The organism is Salipaludibacillus agaradhaerens (assembly GCF_002019735.1).
Taxonomy (GTDB): Bacteria; Bacillota; Bacilli; order Bacillales; family Salisediminibacteriaceae; genus Salipaludibacillus; species Salipaludibacillus agaradhaerens.
The window spans coordinates 3,816,299-3,833,102 of record NZ_KV917378.1 but is presented as its reverse complement, the minus strand read 5'-3'; the positions used below and the strand labels follow the sequence as shown (position 1 = coordinate 3,833,102).

The 16,804-nt window shown below is 39.9% G+C and carries 14 protein-coding genes; 1 reads left to right on the top strand and 13 read right to left on the bottom strand.

Going from position 1 to position 16,804, the window contains the following annotated elements; all coding sequences use genetic code 11:
* Positions 1 to 177: 177 nt before the first annotated feature.
* The 6 genes from BK581_RS17620 to BK581_RS17595 all read right to left on the bottom strand — a co-directional run bounded on the left by BK581_RS17620 (position 178) and on the right by BK581_RS17595 (position 7,158).
* Positions 178 to 1,206, bottom strand: coding sequence for a glycoside hydrolase family 88/105 protein (locus tag BK581_RS17620; RefSeq protein WP_078579392.1), 1,029 nt, complete (start codon positions 1,204 to 1,206; stop codon positions 178 to 180).
* Positions 1,207 to 1,250: 44 nt separating this feature from the next.
* Positions 1,251 to 2,093 (bottom strand): carbohydrate ABC transporter permease, encoded by an 843-nt coding sequence (locus BK581_RS17615; protein WP_078579391.1) that lies wholly within the window; start codon positions 2,091 to 2,093, stop codon positions 1,251 to 1,253.
* Between the two features lie 3 nt (positions 2,094 to 2,096).
* Positions 2,097 to 2,993: a carbohydrate ABC transporter permease gene (locus BK581_RS17610; RefSeq protein ID WP_211273984.1), complete on the bottom strand. Its 897-nt coding sequence runs from the start codon at positions 2,991 to 2,993 to the stop codon at positions 2,097 to 2,099.
* A 125-nt stretch (positions 2,994 to 3,118) separates the two neighbouring features.
* A complete protein-coding gene (locus tag BK581_RS17605) occupies positions 3,119 to 4,468 on the bottom strand; it encodes an ABC transporter substrate-binding protein (RefSeq protein ID WP_245829138.1) in 1,350 nt (449 codons plus the stop codon).
* 244 nt (positions 4,469 to 4,712) lie between these two features.
* Positions 4,713 to 5,828: a rhamnogalacturonan acetylesterase gene (locus BK581_RS17600; protein ID WP_169837779.1), complete on the bottom strand. Its 1,116-nt coding sequence runs from the start codon at positions 5,826 to 5,828 to the stop codon at positions 4,713 to 4,715.
* A 16-nt stretch (positions 5,829 to 5,844) separates the two neighbouring features.
* Entirely contained in the window at positions 5,845 to 7,158 is a 1,314-nt protein-coding gene (locus BK581_RS17595) for a Gfo/Idh/MocA family oxidoreductase (protein WP_078579388.1), read from the bottom strand.
* A gap of 1,227 nt (positions 7,159 to 8,385) precedes the next feature.
* Here BK581_RS17595 and BK581_RS17590 point away from each other — a divergent pair.
* Positions 8,386 to 9,366: a LacI family DNA-binding transcriptional regulator gene (locus BK581_RS17590; RefSeq protein ID WP_078579387.1), complete on the top strand. Its 981-nt coding sequence runs from the start codon at positions 8,386 to 8,388 to the stop codon at positions 9,364 to 9,366.
* 96 nt (positions 9,367 to 9,462) lie between these two features.
* Here the strand turns inward: BK581_RS17590 and BK581_RS17585 are convergent, their stop codons facing one another.
* The 7 genes from BK581_RS17585 to BK581_RS17555 all read right to left on the bottom strand — a co-directional run bounded on the left by BK581_RS17585 (position 9,463) and on the right by BK581_RS17555 (position 16,613).
* A complete protein-coding gene (locus BK581_RS17585) occupies positions 9,463 to 10,005 on the bottom strand; it encodes a hypothetical protein (RefSeq protein WP_078579386.1) in 543 nt (180 codons plus the stop codon).
* 145 nt (positions 10,006 to 10,150) lie between these two features.
* The gene (locus BK581_RS17580; RefSeq protein ID WP_078579385.1) at positions 10,151 to 11,275 is read right to left on the bottom strand and encodes a glycoside hydrolase family 88/105 protein; all 1,125 of its coding nucleotides are present in this window, start codon (positions 11,273 to 11,275) and stop codon (positions 10,151 to 10,153) included.
* A 17-nt stretch (positions 11,276 to 11,292) separates the two neighbouring features.
* On the bottom strand, positions 11,293 to 12,852 hold the full coding sequence (locus BK581_RS17575) for a glycoside hydrolase family 43 protein (protein WP_078579384.1): 1,560 nt from the start codon (positions 12,850 to 12,852) through the stop codon (positions 11,293 to 11,295).
* Entirely contained in the window at positions 12,849 to 14,390 is a 1,542-nt protein-coding gene (locus tag BK581_RS17570) for a glycoside hydrolase family 28 protein (RefSeq protein WP_078579383.1), read from the bottom strand. The genes BK581_RS17575 and BK581_RS17570 overlap by 4 nt, the downstream gene beginning before the upstream one ends.
* A 17-nt stretch (positions 14,391 to 14,407) precedes the next feature.
* Positions 14,408 to 14,650: a cupin domain-containing protein gene (locus BK581_RS17565; protein WP_078579382.1), complete on the bottom strand. Its 243-nt coding sequence runs from the start codon at positions 14,648 to 14,650 to the stop codon at positions 14,408 to 14,410.
* Between the two features lie 100 nt (positions 14,651 to 14,750).
* Complete coding sequence (locus BK581_RS17560) at positions 14,751 to 15,626, bottom strand: carbohydrate ABC transporter permease (RefSeq protein WP_078579381.1); 876 nt, start codon at positions 15,624 to 15,626, stop codon at positions 14,751 to 14,753.
* A gap of 18 nt (positions 15,627 to 15,644) precedes the next feature.
* The gene (locus BK581_RS17555; RefSeq protein WP_078579380.1) at positions 15,645 to 16,613 is read right to left on the bottom strand and encodes an ABC transporter permease; all 969 of its coding nucleotides are present in this window, start codon (positions 16,611 to 16,613) and stop codon (positions 15,645 to 15,647) included.
* Positions 16,614 to 16,804: the final 191 nt, after the last annotated feature.

Genomic DNA, 16,804 nt, shown 5'->3' with positions numbered 1-16,804 from the left:
GTACAAAGATAAAGCTAAGCTTCATAAGTGTGTGGGGGGTTCCTTCCTCCCCCGCCTAAACTTTTCGGTCTTCTTAAGTTTTAAAGTAGGGGTTTTACTGCCCCTTAAGAGTGGGATAAAAACCAAACCCGGCCACTTTTTAAGCCGGGTATTATACACCAACCAATCAATTAGTCATTAAGAAATGTTACGTCGCTTTAACAAAGAAGCTAGAAACACTAAGGCCAAACCTTGTCCCCAGCCCTGTACCCGCTTTGCCGGAACATCTTTATAACCTTGTGTATCATGCATAACAGCTGTTCCTGCTGATACATTCATGACAGACCCATCTTCTTTAATATGATTTAAAATACCGGTAATGGCTTTCTGAATATGTTTATTGTAAAGCTTACCTCTTACAAGTAAAGAAGCCGCAATACCACAAGAGCCTGATAATTCTTCATAAGAATCAGGGTCTTTGAGAACTGTTGGCCATAAGCCGGAGTCCAATTGTAAACGGACAAGGGCACTTTGCTGATCCCGAAGCGAGCCATCTATAATCATATAGGATGGATGCTGAACTTCAACTAATTCTAACGCCCTTGCCATCGTAATGGCAGCCCAACTATTTCCTCTAGCCCAGAAAACACCTGACATATGATTGCCCGCAATATTATCCCATCCATGATAATACAAGTCTGTTTCATCATCTTGTAAAAATTTCTCGTGTCCATGATATTGCTTTAGTCCAAATTCAAAAAAGTCATCTCGCTCAAGCAATTTCCCAATTCTCAACAGGAAGTATCCAGCCATAAACATCGTGTCTACCCATGCTTGCTCAGGAAAAGTATATTTATCACCATTAACTGTATGTTGTAGCACATCATCATCAAAACGTTCAGCATCATTTACCAAATACTCTGCCATCTGTGTGGCGATATCTAAATATTTTGTTTCCTCAGTATACGTATATAAAGATAATAAAAGATGACCTATGGATGCGGCATTCACAGTTAGAGGGGGTAAGCCATCTTCTAGCTCCTCATCGATCCATGTTTTAATTTTCTCCATATAAGCTGTCTCTCCTGTTACTTCATAAGCTTCAGTCACGCCATAAAACGCCACACCTCCCGGCCAGTCCCACGGAAAATCCATGTTAAATGTCCGTTCTACTACCTTATCAATCGTCTCTTTCACTTCTTGTTCATCAAACTGTAATGGCGGCAAGTCCGGCCCCTCCTTCAAACACATTATTTCTTTCCTCTCTTTCACTATTTCAATCCTGTTGTCGCAATTCCTTGTACTAAATATTTTTGAAAGAATGCAAATAAGATAAACTGAGGGAATAATGACAGCGAGGACATCGCTAGCAACGGGCCCCAATTCGTCCCTCCATCTGCATCCATAAAATTACGTAGCCCTAGCGTTACCGTATGCAAATTAGCACTATTTAAATAAATTAATGGCGCTAAAAAATCATCCCATGTCCACATAAAAGCGAAGATAACAACCGTTACAAGAGCCGGTTTTAATAATGGCAAAATGATGCGATAGAACACACCAAATTTATTACATCCGTCTATGATCGCCGCTTCATCTAACTCTCTTGGAATCCCTCTTATAAATTGAATCAATAAGAAAATAAAGAACGGCTGTCCGCCTAAAAAGGCAGGAACGACGAGGGGATAAAACGTATTTACCCATCCTACGTTATGGAATAAAATATATTGAGGAATGAGTGTAATCTGCACGGGGAGCATGACCGTTGCCATTAAACATGCAAACAGCACTGCTTTAAATTTAAAATTAATTCTCGCAAACCCGTAAGCAACTAAACTAGCAGAACACACCGTTCCGATAACAACGAGCCCTGTTACAATCGCTGAATTCCTAAAATAAACATCAAATCCTGTACGTCCAAATCCTTCCCAGCCACGGCTATAATTTCCCCACTGCCATTCTCCTGGAAGAAGAGAAGCTGCATTGCCGAAAATTTCTGTTTCAGGTTTTAACGAACTCATAACCATCCAAAGGATCGGATAGATCATGACAAATCCAAATAAAATAACAAACGTATAATACACAATATCTGAGAGGGTTCGTTTCTTTTTCACTAATTAACGCCCTCCTTCCGACTCATAAAACACCCAACGACTTGACGACTTGAACAACAACAGTGTAATCGCAGCAATAATAAGTAAAAGTATCCAGGCCATTGCTGACGCATATCCCATTCTTAAATATTCAAAAGCCGTTTCATACAAATAAAGAGCATAGAAAAGTGTTGAATCCATCGGACCACCCTGAGTAATTAAATAAGCCTGTGTAAAAATCATGAACCCGCCAATCGTCTGCATAATCAGATTAAAGAAAATAACTGGTGTCAGCATCGGGATCGTGATCTTAAAGAATGTCTGTAATTTATTGGCGCCATCCACACTGGCTGCTTCATATAATTCAGTTGGTATTTGCCTTAACCCAGCTAAAAAGATAATCATCGGGGAACCAAACTGCCAAACAACAAGGAGAATGAGTACTGTCAAAGCCGTATCTGGATTCCCTATCCAATTCATCCCTTCTAAACCGAGCGTCGTCAATATGTCGTTGATTGCCCCATTTCGCCCAAAAATAATTCGCCATACAACCGCAATAGCGACACTTCCTCCGATAATAGAAGGAATGTAGTAAATCGTTGTAAAAAAGCCTGTTCCTTTTCTGCCTGTGTTAAAGAGCATCGCTAATGCCAAAGCAAAAATAAGCTTTAGCGGTGTGGACACAAACACAAAAATAAGGGTAACCGTTAATGACTGTCTAAATCTAGGGTCATTCGTTAAGATGTTAATATAGTTATCAAAACCAATCCAATTTGGGCTTGATAGTAAATCATAATCAGTGAAAGATAAATAAAACGAAGCTACAATCGGCCCTAGTATTAAAAAGAAAAATCCTATTAACCACGGCGATATAATCGCATAACCTGTTAAGCTTTCCTTTAACGCCTTTTTCCTTTCCATCTTTTTACGCTCTGCATCAGGAGAAGGAAGCTTAGGGCTAGTTATATCGGTTTCTGTCTTTGCCATATATCAGCGCCTCCTATGTTTCAGCAGGCCATTATGAATGGCCTGCTGTACCGATCGTTCTATTGTAAGATTGCCCCTGCTTCCTGTATGAATTGCTGAGCAGCTTCTTCAGGCGTTACTTGATCATATTTCAATGCTTCAACAACACGTTGAAAAGACCCACGTACTTCAGATTCCCCTGGAGGAGAAAGAGGATCTGCCGGACTTGTATAACCTTCTACCAGTTCTAAAAATTCAAACGTTTCTGCTGTAGCACCGTCTACTATGTCAGATAGGTGATCGCGAACAACTGATGATACCGGAACACCTCGATCTGCTTGTAAAATCTCATTTGCCTCAATATTATTTGTGAAGAAGTCAATAAACGCAGCTGCGGCTTCCTGCTGTTCAGAATGAGCAGAGATGGAAAATGACATACTAGGACGTATCCAGTTTCCGTATTCACCGCCTTCTAGGTGAGGCATTAAATTAAGACCGAGGTCCATTTCTGATGATTGCTGTTGCCCAATAATTTGATTACTTGCAGCCATACTTGCAGCTGCAGAACCTTCGCCTACCATTGAATCCCCGCCATCAATATAATCCATCATCACATCATGGGGAGGAGCCACGTGATTATTAACCATCGTTTGAATAAGGTCAAAAAAATCAACTAATACATCTTCTTCAAATCCTAAACCATCACCTGTTTCATTGAAGACAGATTGACCATTTTGCCGGGCATAAACGAAAAACATCTCAAACTCCGAATTGGCTAAATCAAATCCAAAAAATTCGTCATCTGTAGCTGATTGAATGTCTTCTAGGGCATGAATCAAATCATCATACGTATAACCAGGCTCTAACTCAATCCCATATTCATTAAGCACCTCTCTGTTTTCAATAATACCTAGTGCATTAGCACCGATAGAAATAGCCATCACAAAACCATCTTCTGTGACATTCAAATCTTGGTAAACCTCATCCACATCGTCTAAATTAATAAGCCCCTCATCCACGAACGGTTGTAAATCAACAATTAAATCACGGCTGCTATATTCCATTAGACGGGAGTTATCCATATTTATAACATCTGGTAGATTGTTACCTGCCGCCTGTGTGCTTAATCTCTCCCAGTAACCATCCCAACCTGTATATTCAGGTTCAACTGTTATATGAGGGTATTCTTCTTCAAATAAATCAATAGCTTCAAGTGTCATGTCATGACGTTCCTGTCCACCCCACCAGGCAACACGTATGGTAACATCTCCATCACTATCTGTCTGACCATTATTAGATGGTGATGTGCCATCGTCGCCATTTGATCCATTACTCGTCGTATTATCATTACCGGCACATGCTGTTACCACAATCATCAAGCCAATAAGCAACATACTCATGAGCCATCTTTTCTGAGATGTATCTTTCATCCGCTTAAATCCCCCTTCGAAACTATAATGTAAGTGCTTACATTTAATTATAGTAGTAATATTTCAATGATGATAGCTAAGAAACGTTAAATCACTTTTGAAAAACAACAATTTTTTTTAAAACAAAGAAAATGTAACAGTAGGTGGTTATCGTTTTTGTCTCTTAACGTGAGGAGGTTATACGGAGTAAATGAAAAAACACCTGATGCTGATCACCCCACATTAAAGCATCACACCATACTAACTAAGTATTTATATGATTATCATCGATATGGGGAAGTAATCCTGAAAGTGAGGTTTCCTTCATTGCCATTACCACTAGCTTAGCTATCTCAGAAGCGCCTTTTTCTGTGAAATGAGTATTGTCCTCTGCTCCTTCAGGGAATCCTTTATAGACACCGGGGTTCAGCCACATAAAAAGTTCTTTGGAAGCTTCATTGCCTAGTTGCTCTATCATGTGTTTACTTATCTTACCTAACGAAATAAGAGGAATACCGTCTTCTTTACTAACGCGATACATACTCTTTTCATAACGACTGTGTGTATTTTGCAAAGTGCCGTCTCTATTAAACGTTCGTCTTTGTACAGGCGTTATCAGTAGAGGGAAAGCCCCTTTTTCCAATGCTACTTGAATATATTGACGTAAATAAAATGGATATGACGTATCTGGGTCTGTACCTCTCTCATCTGTTTTTTCATCGTTGTGCCCAAACTGAATGAAAAGGTAATCACCTTTTTTTAACTCCTTCTCTATCGCGTTAAGACGTCCTTCTTCAATAAAACTTTTCGAACTTCTACCTGATTTAGCTGCATTTACAACAGCGATAGTCGGGTGTAAAAATAGTGGTAACATCTGTCCCCATCCTGAATAAGGATACCTTGCAGCTGGCTGTTCCGTTACTGTTGAATCTCCAGCAAGGTAAATGACAGGCATAGTCGGTTCACTCTCTATTGTCAGCCTAACAAGGCGCTCTAAATGTGGCAAAACAGCCATCATAAATAGCCGATTTTCTACTCGTAAGGCTACCTCATATACCATTTCCTTTTCTTCTAACTTTCGTTTCACTAAACGTTGACCTTCATTAAATATAACCGTTATATCCTGTGGTTCCCCTGCTTCAAAGTATAACGTGACACTATATTGCCCTTTCGGAACCTCCGTGAAAAAAGAATATCCACTATCCATACTGTAGTGTCCAGGCAGGGAGAAAGCCTCCGTACCTGTTTCGATAAACGCCTCTACAAGTGGCGTCGTTATCCAACCATAAGATTGATGAAGATCCTTCTCACTTAGTAAAGTCATAACATCTTCTTTCATTTCATACCCTTTTTTAAAACAATAAGCTAATTGCTGCCTCATAGTGTCGTAAGCCCCTTTATTTAATTTGTTGCCCCCCTTGTTCATTCTGAAGTAGAGAGGCCACACAATATGGTTTATTCTCTTTCGCTGATTTCCATACTGCTTCACCTATTGCGATCGACCATGCACCTGCTTCAGCGCCGGCTAAAATATCATACGCTCTGTTAGGGTTTTCACCTAAAAATAAATCCTCCTGAATAAGTGGATCTCCACCTCCATGCCCGCCTTCAGACTGTACCACGTGGATCGTTTCTTTTCCTCCAAACAAAGGAAAATAATCAATTGTTTGCTCTGGGATCGGAAAAGGAACCCTGCTCGGCTCATGAAACTCAGTCGTCTCTATTCTCCCATGCGTACCATTTATGGCAAGCCTGTATCCCTCATACGGCAAAGAGAAATTAATAGAATAGCTCAACAGCGCACCACCTTTATATTTGACTGTCGCTGTATAAGTGTCCTCAATAGAAATGTCATTATCAAAAATACATTGATCTGGACGATAATCCGTATAATCAAAGTAAGCATCCTCAAAACTATTTGCCTGCAAATGATCATCTTTTACAGATACTGTGCCATTTGAACGGCTGAACCACCTTGTATAATACGGACAGGATGAGCGTTCATCACAGGTGGCACAGTACCTGCCAGTTTTGTTACTAGGGTTATGCTCGCCTTCCTCACCATAATAATTTAACGCCCCATAAGCAAAGACCTGCTCAGGGATCTGATCAAGCCACCAGTTAACTAGATCAAAGTGATGCGTGGATTTATGAATAGACAATCCTCCTGAATACTCTCTCTTTCGGTTCCAACGCTTAAAATAGCTCGCCCCATGATACGTATCAATGTACCAATTTAAATCGACCGACGTCACACGTCCTACTTTACCTGCTAATAGTAATTCTTTTATTTTTCGATGAAAAGCATTGTAGCGATAATTAAAGGTGACAAGCACATTTCCTTTGCTTTGTTTTTCAGCTTTCATGACCTTCGCTGCATCAGCTGCCGTTGTCACCATCGGTTTCTCAGTAATGACATTCAAACCATGCTTTAATCCTTTCACAATATAGTCCACGTGTGTATCGTCTCTCCCTGCTACAATAACCGTATTAGCATTAGTTTCATCGATCATCTGCTCGAACTGATCTGGTTGATAAACAGGAAGCTCACTTAAAGAAGGAAAACGTTCCTTACAGATAGCTAATCTTTTTACATCTTTATCAAGTAACCCCACAATCCTATTGCTCTCATAAAAACGATTAAGGCACGGTTCAATAAACATCCCCATACTTCTATTGCTCACGCCACAAATCACAATACGTTTATTCATATTGGCCCTCCTCCTATATAACGGCATTATTTTTTTAAAATGTTCGCCCTTAGCAAAACTTCCCCAAAAAGACAACGCTTTCATTTTCTCGCTTTTACTATAGCAAACATCCTTTAATTTACGTTGCTACCTATATAACCTTCGTAAAATAGAAAACGATTTGTTAGTTTTTAAAACGATAAGACCTTGTTAATGTAAGGCATTAACATTCTTAATATTACCTTAATCCGTGATGACATAATTTACTCTTTGTATCAAACCTCAAAATCTTATAATTTAACTTTGTAGAGTGAATAGTCGAATCCGTTGCTGGTGGACGCTTTCCGCGGACACGGCCTCAGCCTCCTCGACGTAAAAAATGCGTCTGTAGGGTCTTCAGCTCGCGCTGTTCCCGCTGGAGTCGCCACCATTCACTACTTCGAGTAAATAGAAAATTCTAAATGAAGTAGCCTAAAAGAAGAAAATGCCCCACTGAAGAAAAAAGTTATTCGTCGACGAGTGAAAACTGTGATTTAGAGCCTGAAAAATGATCACTTTATCAGGCTTATTAAGCAACTAAAACCAATACAAATTATATATAGAAGTTGATATGACAGGAATCTAGGAGACTCCTGCGGGATCAAAGGCAAGGGTGAGACCCCACAGACCGCAGGTCGAGGAGGCTCACCAGCCGCCCGCGGAAAGCGAGTAGATGGATGGCATATCAACACTTACTATCACGGATTCAGGATTATAAATACTAAAAGCTATTGAAACACTGTATCACAACCAATTAAATATCCTGTAGACGGAGGAAAATATAGTACAATGATGGCCGCACCAGCCCCATACTGGTACTATACATAATCGTCACCGTTCGGTCGTAACGTAAATGACACAGCGTTGCTATCCAAAAGCTGATAAAATAAACACATAAAGACATTGACAGAATAAGAAGCATAAAACGAACCTTCATTCAGTGGGAGTTATTTTAAATTGTTCACGAATGTTATCATACTAAACTGTCAAGCATAAACATCGTCCAATCATCGAATCGATCTCCTGCGATAAGTACCAACAAAGTCACACCTGCTATATGTTGGTTTCCATTGTTTGAAAGATAACATTAATTTGCCACCTCAACAGGTGTTATGTCTGAAAAAGCCCTCCTTTACAAAGAAACTTATAGTCATTACCGAAGTATAATGAAAACGCTATCTCAACTATTTAACGAAAGAGGTGAGCTTTATGAGTGTCACGATTAAAGATATAGCCAAAGTTGCTGGCGTTAGTTATTCCACTGTCTCTAAAGCCTTACGAAATAGCCCACTTGTTAAAGCACCGACAAAAAAACGTATAATGGCCATTGCCGACAATCTCGGTTATCATCCAAACGTTGCTGCTAGAAGTCTTGTATCTAAACGTTCGAATACAGTTGGCATTATTTGGCCCACTGTCGAAAGAGCGGCCCATGCAGCATTAATGACACAAATCAATGAGCACCTTGAAGAAAAAGGATATAAATCACTTATATCAATTAATAATATGTCTGACGCCATCACGACTTTTCAAAGTATCCAAGTAGATGCTATTTTAATTTTCTATGACCAAATGACAGACCAGGTCCCTTCAATTCCTGATGTGCCTGTCTTAGTTTATGGGAGCTCACACAATTCACCATTTCCTGTCATAGATGTTAACCGAAAAGGTGCTCTTTACTTGGCTGTTTCTCATTTAATTAAAGCGGGCCATTCACATATTGCATTCATCGGTGATTTATCAGGTATGGATCCATTACAAGAAGAAAAAGTGCTAGGTTTTAAAGAAGGGATGTTAGATGGAGCTGGTCACATTCCTCCTAACTTATTAATCAATTCTAATGGCATGACATACTATGATGGTTACAAAGCAGCTGAAGAGCTTCTTGCTGATTTCCCTTCCACCATCACCGCTATCATTAGTGGAAGCTTTGATCTAACAAAAGGAATCATTCGAGCTGTTCAGGAAGCAAATTTATTAATACCGGAAAATGTAACGATACTCAGCTATGATAATATCCCTCAAACAACAACGTTTGAAAGTCCTGTATCTGTTATCGGTGTCCCTCTAGAAAAAATAACGGATGCGATCGTAAACAGGCTAATAAATATGATGGAACATAAAAACATTCCTCCTTCAACGATCTTATCGCCTGAGTTAATAGAGGTAAAAGCTGAGATGCCTTCTTAATTTTTATGTTATTAAATTCATGCTTTAAGCCTTCCCTCTTCTCACTATTACACGCTTAGCCAGCACCCATTTTTTTAGGGGTACTGGCTCTTTTATTCAATCCACTTTTCCTCCAAGTATTTGCAATACTTCGAGCGAGAGCTCATGATAGTCTGAGTAAATAGGAATGACAGCTCCTATTCTCTCATTCATTTCAACCCCTAAATCTTCTATTACTGTCATTTGTTCTGATAATGGAAGAGCGTAGTATCGCCATTCACCAGTCTGTGGATCTTGTTTTTCATATGGATAATTTGGCGTAGGCTCTCCCTTACTTTCCACTATACTATCCAACGGCTGCAATCCATCAGGCATGACTCCTGCTTCAAGTAATACCTCATCAGCAATGATAAGATCTCCTTCATGGGAAGCAACTTCGATAAAAAATTTTTCTGTCATAGGCACGTGGAAAGTAACCGATAAACCATCCTCAGATAAATGATCCACATGCTCTAAAATCACTTTAGACACTTCTGCTTCACTCGTTTGCTTACTTAATTCCTTCGTGAAAAAAAGAATGTCAAACGTCTCTTCTCCGTTACCACAGCCTTGTAACACTATTATTGAACTGAGAATGAAGGTCCAACGTAGTTTGTTCATTCTATTCACCCTATTTTCATATTTACCGATAGTCTCAGGTTTTCTTAAGAAAAGAATGCATCAATGTCATGTCACCAGTTTACAGATGTTTATTATGAATTGATCTTAAACCACTTCTATCGATTTTTAGTTTTCAACAATCCAACTAATTCGTCTCTTCCACATTAATTAAGTAATCGTGTAACTGCACACTCGCTAAGACAAACGTCCCTACGCCATGTAAATCGTTCACACTCGTTTCGCGACTGACGTAATAATCATAAGTACCTATAGAAGTCCCTATGCATATTCCCTTTAAGCTGAGCACGCCATCTTTATTTACACTCACTTTATGATTTATAATTCCTTTATAGCCTTTTAACGCATACTCTGCATAGGAATTATCCACATATCCATGATTTACTGCTCGTAGAATAGTCAGAACGAACAAACTTGTACAAGAGGTTTCCAACCAATTATCTGCTTCTTTACCTTTAGGAACAATTTGATACCATAAGCCTGTTTCCTCATCTTGGAACTTAACGATATTCTTAACCAACTTCTGAATAACACCTTGTAATACGCCTATTTTCGGATGATTTTCTGGCAACCTTTCAACAATCATAGTTAAAGCCATACCGTACCATCCGAGAGCTCTTCCCCATATTTCTGGCGCATGATACCGTCCTTCTTCCGTCCAAGGTGTTCCCCCCCGTTCATCCCAACCATGAAAATAGAGCCCTGTTGTGTCATCTTTTGTGTGTGTTCTCATAAGCTCCTCTTGATGAAGAACTGTGTCCACGAGCTCTGGTTCATTAAAGGCTTCGGCATACATTAATAAGAAGGGCCCTGCCATGTACAAACCGTCTAACCACATTTGATACGGGTACTTATCTTTATGCCAAAAACCCCCTTCAGATGTGCGATTAATTGTGTTGATTAACTGTCGTAATTTCTTAGCAGCTATCGCATATTTCGCCTCTTTCGTTTGATTATAAATCGGGAACAGCAATTGCCCTGCTTGAATGGCGTCAAGCTCGTCTCTGGCAAAATAGACGTTCCCATTATCATCCACAAGACCGTCGACATACTCTTTCACATACTCATAATAAGTGTCATCTTGAGTGACTTTCCACACATCAATCATCCCACATAAAAACACACCTTGATGATAGTGCCAGCGCTTTTCAGGTGGTAACATGATCGGTTCATACGTATTCATAAGTGATTGACATGCTTGTTCTGCCCATTCTAAAGGTGTTTGATCGAGAAAAAACGTATTGTCCTCCATCCTAATTCTCCCTCTCTTCAGTTATCTAATCCGACATATTCAAACCAATCAAAATCAGCAGTATTTCGGTTTTCACCTGTGATATACATTCCAAGATAAGCACCCACAAATCCTCCAGCAAGATCACTGCTCAATACACGTCCATCCACTACATCACCGAGGGAAGACCACTCCTCCTCTTGATCAGCATAATAAAAATGGTACTGCTGGCCATAGGCTTCCACTTTAATATACGTCATGTGTGCTGGGGCTAATTCAATGGCCACTACGGTGTCTTCTCCAGCTTCCCGCCTTACCAACTGTAGATATGGCATCCCTCCTACTAAGAGCTTAGTCACTCGTATTTGATAATCCGTATTTTGCAACAAGACAAGCCCTGCCTCTTCACCCACTTTTTCTGGCGTATATGCCATTATTGTTCGGGCCATGAAGTTAATATGTTGTTGCCGCCGCCCTATAAATGCAGGATTCACTTCATCTGTAATGACGTCACCCTTTGCTTTTAATCTTAAAAAACCCGGTCTTTCTTCTAATGACCAAAAATCGCCTCTAGGAGTCCTTATAAAATTCCATTGATAAGACAATTCATTTTTATTAAAATGATCGCAAACAGGGGCTACGTGACACCTTTTTTGTTCAAGATTTGGAAACGGCATTTCCAGTTCAACAATGCCTTTACCTGGATTAACCACAGGCCAATTATCTTCCCATACGAAAGGGACTAAAAACGTTTCCCTTCCTAAATTCCGATGTGATCCACCATATGGCCGTGTACCGAGACAGACCATCCACCAATCTCCCTTTTGGGTGTCGACGATATCTGCATGTCCGATGTTCGTAATAGGGTAATCTCTACCTAAATGCCGATGGGTTAAAATAGGATTCGTTTTACAGACCTCATATGGTCCAGTAATATTTTTACTCCTTGCCATCGTAACAGAGTGAGTAAATCCAGTACCTCCTTCTGCTATCATAAGGTAATAATAACTAAATAATTTGTATAGATGGGGAGCTTCTTGTGCATGATTTTGCTTCATTGCCCCATCCCATAAACTCATTTTCTCACCGATTAAATCGCCCTTTTGTAGATCTACTTCTTGCAGCCAAATTTCCATATGTTTTGGATAGTCTTGACCTGTGGGGGGCCGGCGATTACCTGTATAATAGACTTTTCCGTCATCATCAAAAAATAAAGAAGGGTCGATACCTGGGGCATCCGTAAGCCAATAAGGGTCAGACCATGGTCCTGCAGGATCAGTGGCCGTGACATAAAAGTTTTTCCGTGCGCCTGTCTGACTGACGACAAAGGTCGTGATCATATAGAATGTCCCTTCGTGATAGCGGAGTGTAGGGGCATAAATCCCTCTTGAACAAGGTGTTCCGTCTAAATTAAGCTGAGAAGGGCGATCAAGCACATGGCCTATCTGACACCAGTTAACAAGATCCATACTATGAAAGATAGGGACACCAGGATAATAATTAAATGAAGAGGTTACAAGATAGTAATCATCCTGAACGCGACAAATAGAGGGGTCTGGATAGAACCCGGGAAGAACCGGATTTCGGTAGGTAGTCATAATAACGGCTCCCTATTTCTTTGACTTTTACCATCATGAATCAGATGATCAGCCTCATAATAACTATCACGTAACATACTAGCTTGATTTCCGCCTACGTATAATTCATTTTCGCCTTGGGACACGATGACAGGTGTCCCTTCATGAATTGACGGCATTGTTAAGTCATTTAGAGTGACATTTGTACCGTGATTAACTTTAAAAGCAGGCCCTTGCCTCGTCGTGACACTTACATCATGAAGGTGCAGGCCATTTACATACTTTGCGACTATCCCATCTCCAGCCATCCTAACAGACTCCTTCACCATATCAGGCTCTCCGCCTTTTTCTTCCTCATCGTCTGTCATACGAATGTGGACATGACTTATCCTGACATCAGCAACTGGCTTTTCTGGCAAACCATAAATAAACGCAGCAGCAGCTCTTGCTCTATCAACAGTAATATGACTTAGATAAATATGTTCAATAACCGGTGTCTTCTCTGTTATAGGTATCGCTTCTTCTTTTTGCAGTAACTCGTCGTGCTCATCGATACCGTATTTATAAAACATATTAATAGCTACTGGACAAAAGACATCATTCATCATAATATTCGTTGCAAGAATGTGCCTAATGTAACCTCCTCTAGCTCGGTTTGTTTTCAGCCTAATACCACGATCTGTTCCATTAAAGACACAATTTGAAATCGTCACATGCTGAATCCCACCTGAATTTTCACTGCCCATTACAACGCCTCCATGTCCACGAGCCATCGTACAATTTGTAACAGTCACGTATTCAGTCGGTCTGCCAATCCTTCGTCCCGTTTCATCAATGCCTGATTTTAAACAGAGGCAATCATCTCCAACATCAAATTGACAGTCACTTACTCTTACATAACGACATGAATCAATATCACACCCGTCTCCATTAGGTGTATCTGCTGGGTTTTCGAACGTGAGACCTCGAATCGTGACATTTTCGCAGTAAACAAGATGAGTATTCCAAAAAGGAGAGTGTCTAACCGTAACCCCTTCTAATGTGATATTTTTACACTCATAGAATTGAAGAAGTGGAGGACGAAGGAACTGACTCTCCCATTCTAAAACATTCGTTTTTAAATCCGGTAATAACGCGTGATTTAAAGCTCTTAAACGATGCGTTGTCTCATCATGATATGAACATCCACGTTTCAGGTCATTGGCAACCTTCCACCACGACTCACCTTGACCATCTAACACGCCTTCCCCTTTAACAGTGACATTCGTTAAATTCTCTCCAAACAAAAGAGGTGAGAAAGCATAACAGTCATAACCCGACCATCGTGTTCTGATAGGGGGATATCGTGAGAAATCATCTGTAAACAAAATAACTGAACCAGCTTCTAAATATAATGTTAAATGGCTAACGAGATGGATTGGGCCTGTTACATATTCTCCGCTTGGCACATAAACAGTCCCGCCTTTTTCCTCGCACTCGCTAATCGCTGCTTTAAAAGCGTTGGAATTATCTGTTACACCATCCGCCACAGCTCCATAATCAACGATATTATATATCAACGTCTATACACACCCTTTCACGTATTAAGTAAATCTTGACGCAATGGGGTAAAAGCATCGCGTAACGTATTATCTTCTAATGCTGTCACACCATGCTCAGTATGACTAGGAATCACAACAGACTGACCAGCGTGAATCCTTAACGTCTCGCCATCAATATGAAACGCTACTTTACCTTTAAGGCAGTATGAGATCTGCTCATGAGGATGGCTGTGTGATTCTCCAATTCCTCCTGCTTTAAAGGCTACTTCCATAAGCATTAAATGTTCTCCTGGCGGATGAATTTGCCACTTCACTTCTGAAGATATCGTTTACCAACCGTCCTTTGCCGTCAACACCTAACACTACGAATCTGTCACCTTATCCTTTTACAGAACCAAGCAATGCTCCTTTTGCAAAATATTTCTGTAAGAACGGATAAACGAGTAAAACAGGAATGGTTGCGACGACGATCGTTGCCATTTTGACTGTTTGCTCTGGCGGTGGAATATCTGTATAAGCTGCACCGTCATAATTCAAACCACTTGCTAACACAACGATTTGTCTAAGTAATACTTGAACTGGCCACTTAGATGAATCACTAATATAAAGAATGGCATGCATGTAAGTGTTCCAATACGTCACAGCGTAGAACAGTGAAATCGTCGCAATAGCAGGCTTTGAGCACGGAATAACAATTCGAAATAAGATACCAAAATCATTACAGCCATCAATTTTAGCTGATTCTTCTAGGCCATCTGGTAGGTTTTGAAAGAAACTTCTCAATATAATCATATTAAATGCATTTATCGATACTGGAATAATAAGCGCTAATAAAGAGTTCATTAATCCTGTTTGTTGAACAACGAGGAACGTTGGAATCATCCCACCATTAAATAGCATCGTGAAGATAACGAAAAATGTAATATAACGTCGGCCTACTAGATCTCTTCTAGATAAACCGTAGCCCATTAATGTTGACATAAGCATACTCCACATCGTGCCTCCTAATGTTACGGCAATCGATACACCCATCGCTTTTAAAATCGTATCTGTAGAAAAGATATAGCGATACGCATCAAAGCTCCATGTTGTAGGGAATAATACAAATTTTTTCGCTGCTAATTCGGCGCTTGTCGTAAAGGATGCTGCAATAACATGTAAAAATGGGAGAACGGTAATGAGCGCAATGATGCCCAATAAAATAGCATTGGTAATATTAAATAATTTGCTGCCTAATGAACGATCTTCTACCATCGTCAGTCACCTCCTAAGTTAATAAACACCTTCTTCGCCAAACTTTTTAGCGAGTCTATTGGCAAAAATGATTAAAATCAAGCCAACTATTCCTTTAAAAAATCCGACTGCCGTACTATAGCTAAATTGTCCTTGTCTCAAACCTGCAGTGTACACATACGTGTCAAAAATCTCTCCTACTTCACGGTTTGAAGCATTCAGTAGCAAGTAAACATGTTCAAATCCAAGCTCAAGTACATCGCCAATTTTTAAGATTAAAAGAATGACAATCACGCTTTTAATTGCTGGAAGTGTAATGTGCCACATTTGTCTAATTCGATTCGCCCCATCCATACGAGCCGCTTCATATAATTGTGGATCAACTGCAGAGATGGCTGCTAAGAAGATAATTGTTCCCCAGCCAGCTTCTCGCCAAATGACTTGTAATATATACATGGGGCGGAACCACGAGTCATTCATAAGGAAGTTGATCGGTTGAAAGCCAAAGTACTCAAGCATACCGTTTACAATACCCCCATCTAACGTTAAGACGACAAAGCTTACTGACACAATAACCACCCAAGACATAAAATGTGGGATATAAATGAGCGTTTGAATTGTTCGTTTATACATATGATGTCTCACTTCGTTTAACATAAGAGCCAGAATAATAGGAATCGGGAAATATATAAATAGTTGAAGGCCAAACAACACAAGTGTGTTTCGGAAAATCATCCAAAAATCCGATCCGGTAAACAACCTATGGAAATGCTCGAAGCCAACCCACTCACTACCGGTAATCCCTAAATACGGCTGATAATTTTGGAACGCAATCACGAGACCATACATCGGAATATATTTGTAAATAAAGAAATAAATAAATCCTGGTAAAATCATTAAGTAAATGAGTTTATTTTTCTTAATATTTTTCCATATTTCTTTTTTTCTAGCAGAGCGTATTTGTGACTTTGTCAACGTCTCTACCTGCCCTTGTAACTGAGGCTCCATACTCGTTCACCCTTTCTCTTTTATCAGTCTGTGTGATCCTCTTTCACTTTACTTACTTCAAGCTCTCTATATAAAAAGCGTACGTTTCCTCATAAGTAACGTCTATAATCATCTTTATCTGTGCATAAATTTCTCTCCCTATATAGTAGAAGGGAGCCAGAATCTAAGCTGATGATTATGTGTGCTAGTCT